Below are 18,042 nucleotides of genomic sequence, written 5' to 3' on the forward strand. Positions count from 1 at the left end.
AATGTGCTTTTTGGGGAGATCCCTTATAAGGGCATTGACCTACTGGACAGGCCAGAATCGCAGGCCCCAGGAAAACGCAAAGAAAACCAAATGTCCTGCTGGCCGAAGAAAACGTTACAGATGGCCTGTAGGGGATTTCCCGGCGTGGGCTTTTCCCCTGTGATCATTTCGGTTGCTGAGAAGTTGTGGCCTGTGATACCACAGGGTACGAAGGATTCACCCATCTGGATCAGAAAGAGAGAATTTCTCGATTTGAAGGGATCTTTTTGCCTTCTGGCCCTGCAAGCACCCGCTCCAGAGGGCCATTCACGGACGTTTCAAATCCATTTATGACCCATGCAGACCACACAGGGCCTGCATGTTGGGGGTTTCATGCGCAAATACTACACATCAGAATCGGTGTCCGAAGGGCACCCGGACAAACTGGCAGACCTGATCAGTGACAGCATCCTCGATGAGTTCCTGCGTCAGGAGCCCACCGCCCGCGTTGCCGTCGAAACTTTAGTCACCACGGGCCTTGCTGTCGTCGCTGGGGAAGTCACCGCCCAGAACGCCTATGTCGATGTGCAAAACGTGGTGCGCAAAGCTGTGCGCAGTGTGGGTTACACCCGAGCCCACTACGGCTTTGACGCCGATTACTCTGCGGTGATGTCCACCCTCCACGAGCAGAGCCCGGACATCGCAGGTGGGGTGAATGACTCCGAAGAGTGGCGCCACATGAGTGAGGAAGACCGCTCGAAGCCCGAGAACCGCTTCAGCATGATTGGTGCGGGAGACCAGGGCCTGATGTTCGGGTATGCCACCAACGAGACCCCGGAACTGATGCCCCTGCCGATCACCCTGGCCCACGGGTTGACCCGCCGGATTGCCCAGATCCGCAAGGAAGGGGTGCTGGATTACCTGAGACCGGACGCCAAAGCACAGGTCACCGTGGTGCGGGAGAAGGACGACCTGTGGGTGGACACGGTGGTCATTTCCACCCAGCACAACGAGAAAGTGGAACAGGAGCAGATCAAAAAGGACATGGAAGCCCTGGTGATCCGCCATGTGATCCCCGAGGCTTATTTGCGCCCTGAAACGAAGTATTTCATCAACCCCTCCGGGAAGTTCGTGATTGGTGGTCCTCACGGAGACACTGGGCTGACTGGAAGGAAGATCATTGTGGACACCTACGGGGGTGCGGTGCCTCACGGTGGGGGTGCCTTCTCTGGGAAAGACCCGACGAAGGTGGACCGGAGTGCGGCGTACTACGCCCGGTACATCGCCAAGAACATTGTGGCTGCGGGTCTGGCAGACAAAGCCCTGGTGGAGGTGTCTTACGCGATTGGCCGTGCGAACCCAGTGTCGATGCGGGTGGACACGTATGGCACCGGAAAGATCAAGGACGGCCAGATCACGGAACTGGTGAAAAAGCACTTTGATGCGCGTCCTCAAGCCATCATTGCGGAACTGGACCTGAGGCGTCCGATTTACGCCCAGACCGCAGCTTACGGTCACTTTGGCCGTCCCGAGTTCCCCTGGGAGAAAACCGATAGGGCGGAACTGCTTAAAGCAGAGGCGTTTCAGGCCGCTGGCGTCTGAAAAAAAACTGGTGCGTGACGTGCAAGGCCTGTCATGCGGACAGGCCAGTAAGAAAAATGGCGCATGAAAAGCAGGGGGGTGGGCCGTTAGGCTGTTGCTCTGAAAGGACAACATGAAACAGGCCGCACCTGCAGACGCCCTGCACATCGCAGCGCTGATGAACCAGAGCCGGAAGGGCTGGGACGCTTTTGTTCCCGTCAAACCCGAGGAAGTCGAGTACAACCTGAAATCTGAAGAGGCCGAGATCTTCCTGCATGGGCAGGAGGCCCTGCTGGAGGTGTACCACCATGAGAATGCAGACCGGGTGATTTGCGTGTACCCCTACCGCCACCCGGAAGCACCTGAAACCCTGGAAGACGACCTGCTCGTCTTTGCGAAGGAACTCTGTGCATCACGGGGCCTGCCGCTGGAAATGGGGTTGCCCCACACCCGTGAAAGGGAAGCAGAACGCCTCAGACAGCATGGCCTGTCCTACACCCGCACGTTCTACCGCATGGTGCTGGAAGGAGAGGCCCTGGCAAAAATTCAGCCCCCTGTGCTGCAAACAGGGCAGGGGTTCCGCCGCATCACCCCTCTGGAACTGACCGAAATGCACAACGACGCATTCCAGAACCACTTCGGCTTTTATCCGATGGGGGTGCAGCAGGTGGAGAACTGGTTCGGGGAGCATGATTTTCACCCCGATGATGCCCAGGCCCTCTGTGTGAACGGCAAACCCGTGGCATTTTTCGCCATCAGCAAACAGGACGATGGAGGACACGTGTACCTGCTGGGCACCTTGCAAGAAAGCCAGAAGCAGGGTTACGGAGGCCTCACACTCAGGCAGGGGTGCGCTCTTCTGAAAGCCAGAGGGGTGGAAAAGGTGAATCTGGCGGTGGATGCCGAAAACAGCCACGCCCTGGAGTTCTACCGCCGGGTGGGGTTTGAAGAGCGCTTCCAGAACCTGCGTTACCGCTGGTCTGGCTGAAAAAAGCCCCCGAACAGTTTTCTGTTCGGGGCTTTGTTTGTTTGAAAAGTCAGTCTGCAATGGCTGCGAGGGGTGCCTTGCTGCGCCTGGACACCCACATCCAGAACACCGCAAGCAACAGCAGCACTGCAGAGCAGGACAGGAAAATCACCGTGAGTTGCAACCGGTCCGCGAAACCGCTGATCAAGAGCAAGGTCAGGGGCATCCCGGACATCTGCACCGAGAACACCATCCCGAAGACCCGTCCAAGCTGCTCACGAGGGGTTTCCACCTGCAGCAGGTACACCATGCCGCTTGAGGTGAAACTCATGCCTGCACCGAACAGGAAGGCCACCCCCCACATCATCCACAACGCAGGAGAGAAGGACAGGGCAGCGTAGCACAGGCCGTAAATGACCAGGCCTGCACCCACTGCAGGCACGGCTTTGAAACGGTTTCCAAGTGCGGTGATGCTCAGGCTTCCCAGCAGCATCCCCACCGACATCACCGTCATGAACACCCCGAAACCCGCTGCCCCTGTGCCGGTGCCCTGAAAGATCTTGGGCAACATCATGTTGAGGGGAGCCATTGCGGCCATGGTCACGAAGCCCAGGAGGGGCATGTGCTTCATCAGGGGGTGGGTGGAGAGGGTGCGCCAGCCCTCCTTGAAGTCTGCCAGGAAGGTGTTCTGCTGAACGTCTTTGCGCGGTTGTGGGATTTCGACCAGCATGTACATCAGGCCCATCACCAGGAAGCTGATGGCGTCAATGAGCAGGCTGGGACCCGCCCCAAGCTGACTCACCAGCACCCCGGCCACGGCGTAACCTCCGATCCCGACCACCTGACTGGTGGCCCCCAGGATGCCGTTGGCCCTGGCAAGGTCCTCTTCGGGAACCAGGGAAGGCAGCAGGGCCTCGGTTGCGGGCGTGTAGAAGATGCTGATCAGGCCGTTTAAAAAGGACACCGCGTAAATCAGGCCCACCTGCACGTCTCCGTGGGTGGCAAGGTACCACACCACCATCATCAGCATAAAACGCAGCAGGTCTCCCACAATCAGGGGGATGCGCAGGGAAATGCGGTCCACCAGGGTGCCTGCGAAAGGGCCGAGCAGGTTGGGCACCATGGACAGGGCCAGGGTCAGCCCGGTGGCTCCAGCAGACTGGGTGATCTCAAGGGTCACAAACGACAGGGCAATGCCTGAAATGATGCTGCCCAGGCTCGACTGTGTGCTTCCCAGCAGGTAAATCACAAAATTGCTGTTCCACAGTTTCTTTGCCGCCCTGGGCTGTCCGGTCATGAACATGGTAAGGACCTCCTGCACATAAGGTGCCCCACAGGCAGGGACATCCCGGAGACACCCGGTCCAGCAAAATCAGAGAAACCCCTGACCCCGGAAGAGCACCTTCCGGCAAAACCTGCACAAACACGCACAGTCCTGCCCTGTCTCCGGGATGTCCCTGAGGCCTGACTACCATGACCTCAGAACGAAAGGAACGGACAGAAGGCCGAAACGGACGTTCAGCAGAAATCCCCACACCGAGGTCAGAAGAGATGAAGAGAGACAGCAATGCACCTTCCGTGAACCTGGGCTTCGACCTGCAGGATCTGGACCTGGAAGACATCCGCATCCTGACCGTGGACGAGGCGTACCTGATGCCCGAAATGGGTGCAAGTCAGGCAGGGTTCTGGAACTGCTGCAGTGTGGTGCTCGACCCATCCCTCCCTGCCCGGAGTGAAAGGCCACTGCACCGGAAGGAGGGGAAGGATTTCAGAGGAGACAGAGACACCCGAGCTCACGCTGCAAGACCTTGAGCTGGGCGAGGTGGATTTCACCCCTGAAAAGCCACTTCATCCTCCACCTGAGCGGGAAGCCAGCCTCAGCCTGAACAGTTGCAGCGCCATTGCGCCCACTGTTCGCTGATCAGGTCCCTGCCGTTCAGACGTTCAAAAAAGGAGGAGCACCATGCATCAGGACAGGCCACTGGACGACCTGGACCTCCGCGACCTTGACCTCAGTGAGGTGGAGGTGGAGAGCGAGGATGACACCTACGCCCTTCCGGAAGCCGGAGCCAGCGTCAGCTGGAACAGTTGCAGCAGCATCAGACCCAAATAAGCCCACATTTCCAGTCCAAGGAGAACGAACATGAGCCATGACAAAAAGCAAGAAGAACTGAACATCCAGGACCTCGACCTCAATGAAGTGGAAGTCACCACCGAAGATGACTCCTACGCCCTTCCTGAAGCTGGTGCCAGCATCGGTTACAACAGCTGCTCCAGCGTCAAAGTCAGCAAATAAACCCTCATTTCCAGTCCAAGGAGAACGAACATGAGCCATGACAAAAAGCAAGAAGAACTGAACATCCAGGACCTCGACCTCAATGAAGTGGAAGTCACCACCGAAGATGACTCCTACGCCCTCCCTGAAGCTGGTGCCAGCATCGGTTACAACAGCTGCAGCAGCGTTAAACCTGCCGCCAAGTAAATTTCAATTCCCATCCAAGGAGAACGAACATGTCCCACGAGAAAAAGCAAGAAGAGCTGAACATCCAGGACCTCGACCTTAACGAAGTGGAAGTCACCACCGAAGACGACTCCTACGCTCTGCCTGAAGCTGGTGCCAGCATCGGTTACAACAGCTGCTCCAGCGTCAAACTCAAGTAAGCCCTCATTCCAAAAAGGAGAACCAACATGTCACACGAGAAAAAGCAAGAAGAGCTGAACATTCAGGACCTCGACCTCAATGAAGTGGAAGTCACCACCGAAGACGACTCCTACGCTCTGCCCGAGGCGGGTGCCAGCATCGGCTACAACAGCTGCAGCAGCGTCAAACCCAAGTAAGCTGCTTCGATCCTGACTTCGATCTGGCCCAGGTGAAGCGCACTGTTTCACCCGGGCCAGTTTCACTGCGTTCCCTGCTCAAGGAGCCTCCCATGCCGGTTCTGAACCCTGACCTCCAGACCAAGCTGTACCGAAACGGTCCCCACCTGTATTTTTGTGCTGGTCTTGCACAACACGAGAACACTTTTACGGCCCTCGCTGACCTGCTGGGCAGAGATTTTGATGCTTCACCCGTTTCCGGGCACCCGTTTCTGGATACCCTTGTGGAAGAACTGCAGGGCCTGCAATCCGGCCTCTGGCGCATTCAGCTTCCTGATCTGCACCTTGAGCACCTTCCTTTGCATGTTGCCGGGTTCAACAGCAGACCGCTGGACCTCGAAACCCCCCAGTTTGAACGCCATGCTCACAGTTGCCGCAACAGTGAAGTGGATGACACCCTGCTGAAAATGCTGCTCAGGGCAGAGCGCTGGCCTGTGGAGGCCATGCCTGTTTTTGCAACGGCCATTTCTTTGCAGGGACAGACGGATTTCGGCATTGGACGGGGGAGCACGGCAAAAAGTGCCAGAACATCTGCGTTGCTCGAAGCTCTGGAGCGCCGCAGTGCCGTCTTTCAGGGACGCCATCACGTGACCAGAGCACGTCCTGAGGATCTGCCTGGACGTCATCTTGGCCGGGAGATGCTGACCCAGCTGGACCATGAACCTGAATTCAGCACAGCCACCGACTGGGTGGAGGGGTGGTCTTTGCGCCACCAGCAGCGGATTTTCATTCCGGCCCGGGAAGTCTTCATGGGGTACCACAGAGATGAGGGCATCCTCAACGCCTCATCGAGTGGCTGTGCTCTGGGATCAAGCCTGGAAGAGGCACTGCTGCATGGGCTGTTTGAACTGATTGAACGGGACGCTTTTCTGTTGAACTGGTACAGCCGCAGCCCTGTTGCTTCCCTGGACCTCACCCTGTGCATGGACAGTGAGGTGCAAGGGATGCTGCTGGTTGCAGGAGACCTCGGTTATCAGGTCCAGGCGTTTGACACCACCACGGAAAATGGGGTGCCTGCCGTGTGGGTGATGGCAAAAGGAAAGGGCGAGGGGCAGATTCACAGTTTCAGCAGCCTGGGCGCGCACATGGACCCACTGCGTGCTCTGAGGGGTGCCCTGCAGGAACTGCTGGTGTCCCTGGAACTTTACCCCCCATCTTTTGACCCCACACGGGCGAAGCTGCTGCTGGACCACCCAGAGCAGGTGGAATCTGGTTTTGACCACTTCCTGTTTTATGCCCATTTTGAGAGCCAGAAGTGGCTGGATTTCCTGCCAGACCCTCCTCATCCTGAGGCCCTGCGGCATTTTCTGGACAGAAGAAACCACTGGAAGGGTGCGGATGTGGTGCAGAAATTGACCCTGCTTCTGCAGACCCTCCTTGACCACCATCCAGATGTTGCTTTTGTGGACCTGACCACCCCTGGCCTGAGTGCTCTGGGACTCTGTGCTGTGCGGGCGGTGGTCCCGGGCCTGCTTCCCATGACCTTTGGTTTTTCGCAACAGAGGACCCGGAACAATCCCAGATTGCAAGCTGCCCTGCAGCGAAACCGCACCAGACTCCCCGAAGCCCCCCATCCCTTCCCATGAGAGGTAGACCATGACCCACACTTTGCCTGTGAACCCCACAACCTCCTTTCACTGGGAGGTGACCCCCTTCACCACCTGGCGGGTGAACAGCCTGCCTGCCAGCCTGCACCGCCTGTTGCGCTTCCCCCGCACCCTGCAGACCCTTGAGAAGGTCAAAGCGCAGTCTGAACAGCTCACAGCAGCCATGACCGCCGAGGCGGAACGGATGACTGAAGACGTGCAGCAGGCAGGAGAGCACCAGGAGTTGCGCCGGGCCCTCATCAATGCCCGCAGGCAACTGCACCAGGGGCTTCCTCCGAAAACCAGAGACCTGGAGGTGTTGCAGGCCCAGTGGGACGCTGAGCGGGTCCAGAGCCTGATGCATCTGGTGGAACGTTTCCGCGCAATGGATGCCCTCAGGCAGGCCCTCCCTGACCTGCTGTTTGAGGAGTACCGGGATTGTCAGCGTCAGGTGAAAGGGCTGGTTTCACAACATCCTGATTTTGCTGCTTCACTGGATTGTGCGGTCCCTGAGGTTGCAGAAACCCTGGAGGCCTACCTGCAGGCCCCACCCAGCCAGACTTTGCAGGAGTGGCGCAAGTTTGAACTCACCCTCACCACCTACCTGACCCGGGCGGCCTTCAAGACCAGTCCGCTGGGTCGCCTGACCTACACGGCCCTGGTGGATTTGCAAGAAAGCCACAGGGGAGAGCACCCTGAATGGCGACAGGTGCGCTCCAGGGTGCAACTGCAGGGCTCGCTCCTCAGGAAACTCTTCTTGCATGTCACGGCCCACGCGGCCTTCGCCGGGCACCAGCGTTACGCTTTCAACCCGGATGTGCGGGAAGAGAGCGGCGTTTGGAAAGTCTACGTTCGCCGGGTGCTGTCCACCGAGAGCGTGCAGGACACCACCATCGTGATGCCAGCAAAGCCTGCCCTGCAGCACCTGAGAAATGCCATGCAGGACCGGCCCTTCTGGCGCCTGACCGAACTTCAGGCCTTGCTGGGTCTGGAAAATCCTGCTCCACTGCACGGGCTCAGAGAGCAGGGGTTGCTGGTCCCTGAAATCCAGTATGCCGATGACCTGAGAGATCCAGTGTCCAACCTGATTTCTTTCGTGGACCGCTCAGCAGACCCTCTGAAAGCTCCTGTTCTGGAACAGTTGCACAGTGTGCAGAAGGTTCTGGAAGCTTACCCGGGGGCCGCAGCACCTGAAAGGCGCTTTCTCAGGGGAGGGCTTGTGAAGGCACTGCAGAATGTTTTTACTTTGCTGGAGGTGCAGGAGCCTTTCTCTGCACAACGCCTGCTCTATGAGAACTCGGCAGCTGAACTTCAGCTTTCTGATGGTTTCAGGTCCCTTCCAGAAGAGGACCTGCGGCGCACTGCAGAACTGGTTTCCCTGTTTGGGTCCCATCAGGACCGTCAACTGGAACTGGAGAAGGCTTTTGTGGCCCGTTATGGTCCTGCAGGGGTGTGCACGGACCCCGAGGCTTTCTTGCTGAAAGGGACTGCGGCCCAGTCTGGCACTTCTGAGCTGGAGGTGATTGATGGGCTGCTGCAGGACCTGCAGAACCAGCGCCTGGCGTTCCTTTCCACCCTCCGGGAAGCCATTCAGCAGTCTGAAGGTCTGGATGTGGAGGTCAAGCCTGAATGGATTCCTGCTTCCCCACTTGCTGCTCCGCTGGAACTCTGCCTGCAGCACACAGGCATTGGAACACTGGTGCTCAACAGTGTGCTGTACGGTCAGCACAACGCCCTGAGCCGGGTGTGGCCGCTGCTGGAAGGGAGCAGCACCTTCCAGCGGTTCCTGAAAAGCCAGCAACAGAGGGAGGTCACCCGCGCGCAACTGGTGGTCTCCAGTTTCAACAGCATGAACCAGTTCCCGACCCTCTTCGAGGTGGCCCTGAAGTCTCCCGGGTCTGCCCCTGCCTGCCAGACCCTGCGCGAAGTGCGCCTCACGGAACTGGTGCTCAGGCATGACCCGACCACCCACAGCCTAAAACTCGAGACCCCCTCTGGAGAGGCCATCGAACCTGTATATGTCGGCAGCTACACCCCCCTGTTGATGACCACCATCGACCGGGGCATGGTGGGGCTCTCTCAGGGCACCTCTGCCCATTTTTCCCTGGTGGAGATGCTGGAGGCCCTTTCCCCTGAACTGCAGGCAGAAGAAGAGCGTTTCTACCCCCGCATTGTGCTGGGGCAGGTGGTGCTTTCCCGCAGAACCTGGGTGATGGGAGGTGCAGCTCACCTGCGCAGGCAGAAGAACGAAACCGATCTGGCCTACTGGCAAAGGCTGCTGGACTTCTGGCAGGACAGTGGGCTTCCCAGGTCCTTCTTTGCCGTGCCCACCACCCGGGGGCTTCGCCTGCAGGGCTCCGACCACAGCCCGTACAAACCGCAGTTTTTTGACCTGGAGGGGTTCTGGTGCCTGCGCAGTTTCGAGAAGTGGATTTCGGAAGTGCCGGGCCAGTGGTGGGTGCAAGAAACCCTGCCCGACCCCACAGACGCCTTTGTTCACCACCAGCAAGACAGGCACGTCAGTGAAGTCTGCGTGCGCCTCCACCCCCACAAGGAGAAGAGAGATGCTTGAAACCCTGTTCCCCCACGACCACAGAGACCACTGGCGCACCCTCAGGGTGGTTCACCATGCTCCAGACAAGGACCTCCTGATGCTGGGCCTGTACAGTGCTCTGCACCAGCTGAAAGCAGAAGGCCTGCTGGACGGCTTCTACCTGCAACGCCACTGGCTGAACGGCCCGCAGGTTCAGGTGCATGTCAGGCCCTTCCCTGGTCAGGAAGAACAGGTCCGTGAGCGCCTGATCACCCACGCCTCCACGCTGGTGGAACAGGGAAGCCCCCTGGAACTCGATGAGACCACCTACCTGAAAAAGTACGCCCAGACGGCAGCGGCAGAACTGGTCACCGATCCTTTGCTGCCGCTTTACCCCAGTGGGACGGTGCTGTGGGGACCCCTCCTGATGCGGGAACGCATGTTCGGAGGGGAGTTCAATGCCAGGGTGGCCCGGTCCTTTTTTGCCAGCACCCAGTCGGTGCTGGAAGTGGCATTGCAACCAGAAGTCGCTTCACGGGGCAAACTGATGCAGTTCGCCCGGTGGATGTTCGGGTTTGCCGGGGCTTTCCGGGGGCTCGGGGAGGACCAGTACTGCAGCACCACCAGTGTGGCCCTCAGTTTCCGCTCCCACGCCGAGGCCTACTACCACAACGGCGGAAATGCCCTGCGGTCCCAGTTTGAAGCCAAGTACACTGCCTGCCAGGACGTGCTGCAAAAAGCCTACCAGGAGGCCACCACGGACCCGGCGCCGGATTTGCGCTGGCTGATCCAGAACCTGCGCAGTGCCTACCAGTGGCTGTTCCAGGCCCGACTGACCGGGGAAATGGTGATGCCCACCCTGCAGGATTACGAGGGCCTGAAACCCCAGGTGGCCGAGGGGGCAGAGTTTCGCGAGTACTCCTTCAGCCCCGGACACCAGGAACTTGCCGACCCGGACAGCGAACTTTCCAGACTCCTGAGGGAACCCGAGGTGGAGGTGCGCAGGCTGCTGATCAACCTGCTCTACAACCACCTGGTGACCGCTGGGGCCAGACCGCTGGACCGCTTTTTCCTGTGCGAAATGGTGGCCCGCACCATCGAAGAGGCCCACCGGGGGCAGGACATCGTGTACCCCAGGCCCCGACCTGTTGCCGCTGAAATGAGGTGATGTTGTGACCCAGATCCCGTCTTACAAGGCCTTTCACCCGCTGACCTGCTACACGCTGGGAAGGCCCCCCCAGATTCCTCCTGTTGCCGCCACCCCCAGACAGGAGGCCCCCGGGCAATTCCTGCCTCTGGTGCAGGAAAACTCCAGAATGACCCTGCTGGAAGCCTTAAGTGAACGCCGCAGCCAGCGCAGTTTCAGCGGACAGGCGTTGCCCCTCAGGGAAGTCAGCGGGTGGCTCAGGGCCAGCCTCGGTGAGGTTGGGGATGGCCTGCGCGCCTACCCTTCTGCCGGAGCCCTGTACCCCAACCACAGTTATCTGGTCCCCCTGCAGGTCTCGGACCTGAACTCCGGGGTGTACCGTTACCAGCCTGAACACCACGCCCTGAAACTCGTCTCAGGGGACACCTCCCTGCTGGGTCAGGCCCTGCATTTTGCCAGTGAACCGGACCTTGAAAAGGCCAGTGCGGTGCTTTTCATCACCTCCCGTTTTGAGGAGGCGGCCCGCAAGTACGGAGAGAGGGCGTACCGCTTTGCCCTGCAGGAATCCGGTCACATGATGCAGAACCTGCTGCTGGTGGCCCAGTCTCTGGGCTGGTCAGCACTGCCCCTCGGAAGTTACCTGGATGACCTCACCCACTCGCTTTTGTGCCTGCCCGAAGAAGAACAGATTGTTTATGCCGTCGCGGTGGGCCTCCCTGGCCTCCAGAAACTGAACCCTGAACGGGATGCGAAGCTGCTCTCCCGCCTGCACCCGCAAAGCCAGTGGCTGCAATGGCGGCTTTACACCGACGAGCCCCTGCAAGCCCTGCAGCAACTGCGCGAGGAGAGCATGAAACCGTTGCAGCTCAGCGAGGAGATCCGGGGGTTCTGGTACATGCTGAAATCCGACGGTGCCCTGCACGCCCGACTGCGGGTGGAGATGGTGGATGAAAGCCTCACCCCCCACCTGCAGCAGTACCTCGAAGAGCAGTTCCAGCACATGCTGGATTCGGGTGCCCTGCGGGAAGTGGTGCCGGGCGTGTACGAACCCGAGGCCGGACTGTTCGGAGGGGATGAGGCCATGCAGGTCACCCACCGCCTGTTTGAAACCGACAGTGAACTGGCCCTCACCCTCAGCCGTCACCCTTCCGGGGAAAGGCACCTGGTGTCGCACATCTGGCTGGAACTGATGCTGAGGTCCATTCACCTCGATCCCTTTGAGCGCTGGGACGTGTGGCGCAGGGTGCGTTCGGTGCGGCCCGGATACCACGAGAAATGGGAGGCGGCACTGAACCGCATGCGCTCCATCATGGAGCATGTGCTGACCACAGAAAGCCGCGATCTCCGGGAGAAACTGATCTCCTGCGTCCCTGAAGGGCACACCCACCTGGAAACCCTGGACCACTGGGCAGGGCGCATGATGGCCCTCAACCAGCAGGGGATGCTGGAACGGGGCCTCCGGGAAATTGCTGCGGTGTGCGTGATCTTCCACTGGAACCGCATGATGTTCGGACCTGCGGAGCAACCGTTTCTGGCCTACCTGCGTTACACCCTCAGCAAACCCCGATAGGAGAAAAGCATGTACCCCAAACTGCGCAACGACATCTATCTGGCCCCTGTGAACGCCCAGCAGATGCTGGTGGCTGTCGATGGTCGGGGGCACCACATGGAAGGCCAGTCGATCTACGCCCTCACCGAACGCCTGCTGCCCTTTTTAAACGGCAAACACCACCTGCAGGACCTCACCCGCAACCTGCCCGAAGACAAGGCCCGTGCTGTCACCGGCCTGATAGAAGGGCTGCACAGGCTGGGTGCCGTGCGTGACCACACGGCCAACCGGGAGGTGCACCTCGATGAAGCGAGCCAGGTCCTGTATGCCCGCCCCCTGGCCTTTCTGGAAACCCTCACTGAAGGGGCCTATCAGGCCTTCGAGCGCTTCCAGAACAGCCGCATGGTGATTGTGGGCGCAGGCTCTGCGGTGCGCACCCTGGCCCCCGCCCTGTGGGAAAGCGGCCTCAGGCACGGCACGGTGGTTTCCTCCGTGCAGCCCCTGGAAGCCCTGCAGCACAAATGGCGTGCCCATGCTGCGCGGGACCCACAAAGCCGCTGGACCTTCACAGACCAGCTTCCAGAAACCCCGGCAGATCTGGTGGTGGTGATTGGCACCCCTGAAGAGATTCACGCCCGACTGCAAGACCCTGCAATCCTGCAGAGCCGTGTGCTCCCCCTGGCCCTCACCCGTGACTTTGCGGTGCTGGGACCCGTAGAGGTCCACTGGCAACAGGTGCTTTCCCAGATTGAGTGGGAGCCTGCCCTTCCCGACACCAGCACCGCATACAGCGTGATGGGGGCCAGGGCTGCCCTGGAAGCCTTCAGGCTCCTCTGTGGCCTTCCGTCGGTCACGGAAACACAACTCCTGAGGATCTGCACCCGCACCCTCACCGACAGCACCCATCCCCTCGAAATCAGGGAATTGAAGGATGCCGTGGACCCCTTCAGTGGCCTGCTGTCCTCGGTGGATGAAGAGAACCTGCTGCAACTCCCGGTGAAACTTCTGCGGGTGCACTCCAGCAAAGGGGACACGCTGCTCTCGGTGGAAAGAACAGTGGAAAAAGCCCGCACCTCAGGCATCCTCGCAGGACTCGCCCACACCCTGCCAGAGCGTCAAGGCTGGCAACGGGCCTGGGGCAGAACAGCCGAAGAAATGCAGGGCATGGGGGTTCTTCTGTGGGCAGAAGAGCAAGCAGGAGAATCCACCCTGTGGGAAGACGCTGCAGAGCACCTCAGCAAAAACGCTTCCCTGTACTGGAAAACCCTGAAGATGCGCCATCACCTGCAACCGGTCATCTTTGTGCAGTCTGTGCAGGATTTACGGGTGGTGGAGGTCAGGCACGGCAATCACCTGCTGGGGCGTGCTGCAGGTGTCACGGGAGAGAATGCGCTGGAAATGGCCCTCCTGCGTGCCCTTGGGCAGGTGCAGAGTGAATCCAGCGACCCTGTTGCTCCCCCTTTGCCTGAAGGGGTGAACTGGCAGGATGTGCTGAAAGGCATTGATGTGCAGGTCGAGCATGCGCCCCACTTGCGTGGCCTCCAGACGGATGGCGGGTTTGTCGGGTGGGTGAAGGTGCAATGATCCTGACCCAGAGGGCTCCCAGGGTCATCAGTGGAGGAGGGTACGCCTTGCTGGCTCCAGAGGGGCAGGATGTGAAGGATGGCCTGCAACACCTGCTGGAAAACAGTGGTCATCCAGTGCATCTGTATCCCCATGACCTGCAGACCTGCCCCCTGCAGGACCACCTGATTGAAACGGCTGGCCTGCACCTGCAGGACCACAACATCACTGATGCCCTGCTGATCCACCTGCAAACAGGCCAGATGGAGCGGATTCCTCTGGCGAAGACCACCATGCCCTGTGACCTGAAGCTGGACCTCCAGAAATCCGTTGCCCGTTCGGGCCTCCCTGATTTGCGCTGGGACCGACTGATCAGCCCACTGGGACCCCTGCTTGGAGTCAATGCTGAAAAAGAGCTCTCCATTGCCACCGCGCAGCTGGCCAGCAAGGCCGCAGGCCAGCGGGTCTATGGGGTGGGCCGGGCAGACCGAATTCAGGCCTCCAGAACCATTGCTGCACTTGAGGCGCTGGAGCGTCTGGGCGGTCTTTTCCCTGATCCATCAAGACAGCGGATGCACGCCTCTATGGGTGACCTGCCCGGGCAGGTGCTTGATCCCAGAAGCCTCCACCTGTACTTCCCTTTGCAGCACCAGCAGCGGGATTTCCCTTGCAAGCCTTTTGAAGAAGACCAGCCTCGCACCTGGGTTTGTGGCCTCAATCTGAAAACCCTTCAACCTGTCTGGATTGAAGAAAGCCTGGTGTATTACGGCCCCATGCCTGATCCACTGGTCCTCAACACCTCCAGTGGATGTGCGCTGGGGCAGAGTCTGGAAGAGGCCACCCTTCATGCTTTTCTGGAACTTGCAGAGCGGGATGCCGCCATGCGCTGGTGGCAGGGGACCCACAAAGCCCCGCTGTGGCCCACTCCCTTTGAGGATGACGTTCTGGAGGTGCTGGGGAACCTTTTTGATCTGGAATATCAGGTTCAGGCCCATGACCTGACCACGGATCTGGGGCTGCCCGTGTGTCTGCTGGTGGCCACCCAAAAAGAATGGGACGGCCTTCATCCAGCGACCCTGTGTGCCACGGCTGCCCATCTGGACCCCCGAATGGCCCTGCTGAAAGCTGTCCAGGAAATCCGGGGGATGGCCCAGAAGCTCACCCCGCAACAGCTTGAGAAAGCAGCCCTGTTGCAGCAACACCCAGAACAGGTGCTGACCCTGGAAGACCACCTGCTGGCCTACGCCCTCCCTGCTGCCCGTGATGCCATCGCCTCAAAGCTTTCGGGTGAATTGGGACTTCAAAGGGACGCCTGGGTGGTGCCAGATCTTCAGGCTTTGCTGCAGCACACCCTTGACCACTGTGAGCTCCATGTGGTGCAGCAGGACCATCCCGTGCTGAGGGAGCAGGGCCTCTTTTGCGTGAGGGTCATCTCTCCACAGTTGCTCCCCATCACTTACGGGCACCCCTACCAGCGGGTTCCAGCATCTCAAGCCCCCACAGCAGACCCGCATCCTTTCACCTGAGAGGTGGACCATGAAAGCAGCGACCCTGAACTACAAGAACACCTACCTGAAAAGCACCGCACCCAGAGGGGAATTCCCTCCAGCTCTGCCGCTCTTTGTGCCTCCGGGAACCCGCGAAATCATCCTGCCAGACCCGATGCTGGACACTGACCTGCCTCTCGGTCATGTGGCCCAGGCTTCTGCTGCAGACCACCTGAGCCTGCAGGACATCTCCAACCTGGCCCACTACACCCTCGGACTGTCCAGGTATGAACCCGGAGAGCTGTACCTGTACCACAGGCCTGCCCCCTCTCCGCGCTGCAAACACGCCACAGAACTCTGGTATTTCACATTGCAGGACGCAGCGCTTCCCGCCGGGCTCTACCGTTACAACCCCATCCGCCACACCTTGCAGATGGATGACCTTCAGGACTGGCTTTCCATCCTGGCAGAAAACGCAAGGCAACCACAGGATGGCTGGTTGCTCAGTGCAGTGCCAGACCGCCTGCGGCACATTTACGGGGATTTCACCAGCCGCCTCATGTGCCTGGAGGCCGGGCATGTGACAGAGCAGTTGCAACTCGTGCACCACATGCTGGGGCATGGCCTGCGGTCTGTTCCTTTCCCGCAACAATGGGTGTGGCCCACAACAGAAAAAGAGATCCCTTTGCAGGTGCTCTGGAGAGAAAACCTGCAGACAGAGGACACACCACTGCCCGTTTCTTTTGTGGAGGCCACCCGCAACCGCCATTCGGCGCACGGCAGCAACGGGGTGTATCCCCTTCCCATCAGGCTCCCACTGGAAACCGCCTGCCAGATGGGGGAATTCGCCTCCCGGCAAAAGACCACCGCCAGTCTTTATGCCGTGGTGCAAAACGTGGAAGGTCTGGACCCTGGTGCTTACAGTTACCTTCCCCATGAGGGCTTCCGCTGGATTGCCCCCATTCCCCGCAAATCAGAAATGCAGCAGGCGCTTTTCATCACGCCGGGGTTTCATGTGCCCCATTGCCCCATTGTGTGGCTGATCAGTGAGGACACTGGAGTTCTGCAAGCCGAGGGCACCATGCAGGACTACCAGCAGACCCACCAGGACGTGGGGCGCGTTGGGCAACGCCTCGGGCTTGCTGCAGCAGCATCCGGGCTTTTTGCCCGGCCTGCAGTCAGCCATGACGAGGGCTATTTTGACTGGCTCTTGCGCCTCACCGACACCGATGAAACCGTGCTGTATCAGGTGCTCATTGGTCAGGACAGGTATGAGGGGTGGCCTGTTCAAATGATGTTTTGATGGGGGTGGTCACAGGGCAGTCACAGCCTGATGGGTACGTTGTGCAGAGGAGGTCCTCATGCACACCTGGATCAGAAAAATCATTCTGATTGCTGTCACTTTGCTGGGCATCACGGCCTGCAGCCACGCCGAAACCCGCAGTGCCAGCCAGAGTCAAGCTGTCCAGAAATTTTTCCTGCCCACCGATCCGCCTGAGAACGTCACAGAACCCACCGTGGAAGTGGACCCGGAAGGTGGCATCCACTCGGTTTACGCAAAATACGCCATTGGAGACGCATTCTACAGCTACTGCCCATCCACCTGCAAAAGCAGCGATGAAATGTCGGTGGTGCGACTGAAAACCTCTGGCACCGTGACCAATGCCATGCTGGCCCTCGATGGGCAGGGAAAACCCCATGTGCTGCTCGACACCCTCAGCACCACCTATTACGGGACCTGCACCGCCACCTGCCGCACGGCCAGAGACTGGACGGTCAGTGAGATCCTGGTGCACGGCATTCTCTATCAGGTGACTGGAGAGGCTTTTGCCCTCGACCCCCAGGGTCGCCCCAGGTTTCTGTTGCACGGATGGGTGGGCACTTTTGGCCCGAACCGCAACGAGACCTTCTGGATGACCTGCGATCAGGACTGCCATGTTTCAGAGAGCTGGAAACAGCACACCATCGACAGCAAAATGACCTGGTACGAATCCCAGTTGCGTTTTTCTGCCGATGGCACTGCAAAGGTGGCCGGGGTGGCCCACCTGGAGGGGGATGGGGGCCAGAAAACCCCTTACCTGCTGTACGCCGAGTGTGAGACCGGCTGTGAAACCCCCGAAGGCTGGAAGGGCGGTGCCCTGATGCCTGCCTACCTCGACAGGACCACCCGCAACATCGACCCTGCGGTGTCCATGGCCCTCACCCGGTCCGGGCATCCGCGCATCTGGGGCATCACCCGAAATGCCGAAGGGGTGCCAGATCTGGTGTACCTCTCCTGTGACCAGACCTGTGCAGACGTGCAGGGAGAGGGCAACTGGACGGGCACCTTGCAGGGAGCAAACCCGAAAATCGCTGCTGGAGTGGACCTGGCACTGGACAGCGAAGACCGCCCCAGAGCCGCCTTCAACCTGGACGACAACATCTTCGTGGCCTCCTGTCAGGAGAACTGCGCCACGCCAGATGCTGTCTGGAAGGACATCAAGGTGGAGATCACCGCCGAGATGCAAAAAGACCGGGTGATTCCCTACCCCAATTGCACGCTTGCTGCATGGTTCCTGAAGCACCCCTCCATTGCCCTGACACCTGCTGGAAACCTGGTGGTGGGGTATCAAGCGCTGGATGTCAGTGGTGGGGTGGTCCGCACCGATCCCTCGAAACCTCCCTGCAGTCCGGGAGCCGACATGACCCTGGGCAGAATGGCCCTGCTGGACGCTGTGGAATAACGTCAGGACAGGTCGCTGGGGAAGCCGTTGCAGCGTTTTCTCTGCGACCC

17 protein-coding genes are annotated in these 18,042 nt (G+C 59.6%); 16 read left to right on the forward strand and 1 reads right to left on the reverse strand.

Going from position 1 to position 18,042, the window contains the following annotated elements:
• Positions 1-372: 372 nt before the first annotated feature.
• Together metK and DC3_RS12330 are read left to right on the forward strand one after the other, a co-directional pair.
• Complete coding sequence (gene metK, locus DC3_RS12325; protein ID WP_146884700.1) at positions 373-1,581, forward strand: methionine adenosyltransferase; 1,209 nt, start codon at positions 373-375, stop codon at positions 1,579-1,581.
• Between the two features lie 112 nt (positions 1,582-1,693).
• Entirely contained in the window at positions 1,694-2,548 is an 855-nt protein-coding gene (locus DC3_RS12330) for a GNAT family N-acetyltransferase (RefSeq protein ID WP_146884702.1), read from the forward strand.
• A 49-nt stretch (positions 2,549-2,597) separates the two neighbouring features.
• On the opposite strand, the gene DC3_RS12335 is transcribed toward DC3_RS12330, so the two are convergent.
• A complete protein-coding gene (locus DC3_RS12335; protein ID WP_186815996.1) occupies positions 2,598-3,824 on the reverse strand; it encodes an MFS transporter in 1,227 nt (408 codons plus the stop codon).
• Positions 3,825-4,078: 254 nt separating this feature from the next.
• On the opposite strand from DC3_RS12335, the gene DC3_RS12340 reads away from it, so the two are divergent.
• The 14 genes from DC3_RS12340 (at position 4,079) to DC3_RS12400 (ending at position 17,992) form a co-directional block, all read left to right on the forward strand.
• Positions 4,079-4,339, forward strand: coding sequence for a thiopeptide-type bacteriocin (locus DC3_RS12340; protein ID WP_146884705.1), 261 nt, complete (start codon positions 4,079-4,081; stop codon positions 4,337-4,339).
• A gap of 151 nt (positions 4,340-4,490) precedes the next feature.
• Positions 4,491-4,640: a thiopeptide-type bacteriocin gene (locus DC3_RS29140; RefSeq protein WP_186815997.1), complete on the forward strand. Its 150-nt coding sequence runs from the start codon at positions 4,491-4,493 to the stop codon at positions 4,638-4,640.
• A gap of 30 nt (positions 4,641-4,670) precedes the next feature.
• Positions 4,671-4,823, forward strand: a complete 153-nt coding sequence (locus DC3_RS12345) for a thiazolylpeptide-type bacteriocin (protein WP_146884707.1) — start codon at positions 4,671-4,673, stop codon at positions 4,821-4,823.
• A gap of 30 nt (positions 4,824-4,853) precedes the next feature.
• Positions 4,854-5,009 (forward strand): thiazolylpeptide-type bacteriocin, encoded by a 156-nt coding sequence (locus tag DC3_RS12350; protein WP_146884709.1) that lies wholly within the window; start codon positions 4,854-4,856, stop codon positions 5,007-5,009.
• Positions 5,010-5,038: 29 nt separating this feature from the next.
• Positions 5,039-5,188, forward strand: a complete 150-nt coding sequence (locus DC3_RS12355) for a thiazolylpeptide-type bacteriocin (protein WP_146884710.1) — start codon at positions 5,039-5,041, stop codon at positions 5,186-5,188.
• 27 nt (positions 5,189-5,215) lie between these two features.
• Positions 5,216-5,365, forward strand: a complete 150-nt coding sequence (locus tag DC3_RS12360) for a thiazolylpeptide-type bacteriocin (protein ID WP_146884712.1) — start codon at positions 5,216-5,218, stop codon at positions 5,363-5,365.
• A 92-nt stretch (positions 5,366-5,457) separates the two neighbouring features.
• Positions 5,458-6,990, forward strand: coding sequence for a YcaO-like family protein (locus DC3_RS12365; protein WP_146884714.1), 1,533 nt, complete (start codon positions 5,458-5,460; stop codon positions 6,988-6,990).
• Between the two features lie 10 nt (positions 6,991-7,000).
• Positions 7,001-9,562 (forward strand): lantibiotic dehydratase family protein, encoded by a 2,562-nt coding sequence (locus DC3_RS12370; RefSeq protein ID WP_146884716.1) that lies wholly within the window; start codon positions 7,001-7,003, stop codon positions 9,560-9,562.
• A complete protein-coding gene (locus DC3_RS12375) occupies positions 9,555-10,691 on the forward strand; it encodes a lantibiotic dehydratase C-terminal domain-containing protein (protein ID WP_146884718.1) in 1,137 nt (378 codons plus the stop codon). Before DC3_RS12370 ends, DC3_RS12375 begins: the two co-directional genes overlap by 8 nt.
• A gap of 4 nt (positions 10,692-10,695) precedes the next feature.
• The gene (locus tag DC3_RS12380) at positions 10,696-12,240 is read left to right on the forward strand and encodes a thiopeptide-type bacteriocin biosynthesis protein (RefSeq protein ID WP_146884720.1); all 1,545 of its coding nucleotides are present in this window, start codon (positions 10,696-10,698) and stop codon (positions 12,238-12,240) included.
• A 9-nt stretch (positions 12,241-12,249) separates the two neighbouring features.
• Positions 12,250-13,803, forward strand: coding sequence for a Rossmann-fold NAD(P)-binding domain-containing protein (locus tag DC3_RS12385; RefSeq protein ID WP_146884721.1), 1,554 nt, complete (start codon positions 12,250-12,252; stop codon positions 13,801-13,803).
• Positions 13,800-15,308 carry a YcaO-like family protein gene (locus tag DC3_RS12390; protein WP_146884722.1) on the forward strand — a complete coding sequence of 503 codons (1,509 nt, stop codon included), beginning with the start codon at positions 13,800-13,802 and terminating at the stop codon, positions 15,306-15,308. Before DC3_RS12385 ends, DC3_RS12390 begins: the two co-directional genes overlap by 4 nt.
• Positions 15,309-15,318: 10 nt before the next feature.
• Entirely contained in the window at positions 15,319-16,572 is a 1,254-nt protein-coding gene (locus tag DC3_RS12395; RefSeq protein WP_146884723.1) for a nitroreductase family protein, read from the forward strand.
• Between the two features lie 58 nt (positions 16,573-16,630).
• On the forward strand, positions 16,631-17,992 hold the full coding sequence (locus tag DC3_RS12400; protein ID WP_146884724.1) for a hypothetical protein: 1,362 nt from the start codon (positions 16,631-16,633) through the stop codon (positions 17,990-17,992).
• Positions 17,993-18,042: the final 50 nt, after the last annotated feature.

The sequence above is a fragment of the Deinococcus cellulosilyticus NBRC 106333 = KACC 11606 genome (assembly GCF_007990775.1).
GTDB lineage: Bacteria > Deinococcota > Deinococci > Deinococcales > Deinococcaceae > Deinococcus_C > Deinococcus_C cellulosilyticus.

Excerpts from the sequence above, each read along its gene's own strand:
- DC3_RS12375 (WP_146884718.1), top strand. The coding sequence starts at position 9,555 with ATGCTTGAAACCCTGTTCCCCCACGACCACAGAGACCACTGGCGCACC.
- DC3_RS12345 (WP_146884707.1), top strand. The coding sequence starts at position 4,671 with ATGAGCCATGACAAAAAGCAAGAAGAACTGAACATCCAGGACCTCGAC.
- DC3_RS12335 (WP_186815996.1), bottom strand. The coding sequence starts at position 3,824 with ATGACCGGACAGCCCAGGGCGGCAAAGAAACTGTGGAACAGCAATTTT.
- DC3_RS12330 (WP_146884702.1), top strand. The coding sequence starts at position 1,694 with ATGAAACAGGCCGCACCTGCAGACGCCCTGCACATCGCAGCGCTGATG.
- DC3_RS12340 (WP_146884705.1), top strand. The coding sequence starts at position 4,079 with ATGAAGAGAGACAGCAATGCACCTTCCGTGAACCTGGGCTTCGACCTG.
- DC3_RS12395 (WP_146884723.1), top strand. The coding sequence starts at position 15,319 with ATGAAAGCAGCGACCCTGAACTACAAGAACACCTACCTGAAAAGCACC.
- DC3_RS12370 (WP_146884716.1), top strand. The coding sequence starts at position 7,001 with ATGACCCACACTTTGCCTGTGAACCCCACAACCTCCTTTCACTGGGAG.
- DC3_RS12355 (WP_146884710.1), top strand. The coding sequence starts at position 5,039 with ATGTCCCACGAGAAAAAGCAAGAAGAGCTGAACATCCAGGACCTCGAC.
- DC3_RS12350 (WP_146884709.1), top strand. The coding sequence starts at position 4,854 with ATGAGCCATGACAAAAAGCAAGAAGAACTGAACATCCAGGACCTCGAC.
- DC3_RS12360 (WP_146884712.1), top strand. The coding sequence starts at position 5,216 with ATGTCACACGAGAAAAAGCAAGAAGAGCTGAACATTCAGGACCTCGAC.
- DC3_RS29140 (WP_186815997.1), top strand. The coding sequence starts at position 4,491 with ATGCATCAGGACAGGCCACTGGACGACCTGGACCTCCGCGACCTTGAC.
- metK (WP_146884700.1), top strand. The coding sequence starts at position 373 with ATGCGCAAATACTACACATCAGAATCGGTGTCCGAAGGGCACCCGGAC.
- DC3_RS12400 (WP_146884724.1), top strand. The coding sequence starts at position 16,631 with ATGCACACCTGGATCAGAAAAATCATTCTGATTGCTGTCACTTTGCTG.
- DC3_RS12390 (WP_146884722.1), top strand. The coding sequence starts at position 13,800 with ATGATCCTGACCCAGAGGGCTCCCAGGGTCATCAGTGGAGGAGGGTAC.
- DC3_RS12365 (WP_146884714.1), top strand. The coding sequence starts at position 5,458 with ATGCCGGTTCTGAACCCTGACCTCCAGACCAAGCTGTACCGAAACGGT.
- DC3_RS12385 (WP_146884721.1), top strand. The coding sequence starts at position 12,250 with ATGTACCCCAAACTGCGCAACGACATCTATCTGGCCCCTGTGAACGCC.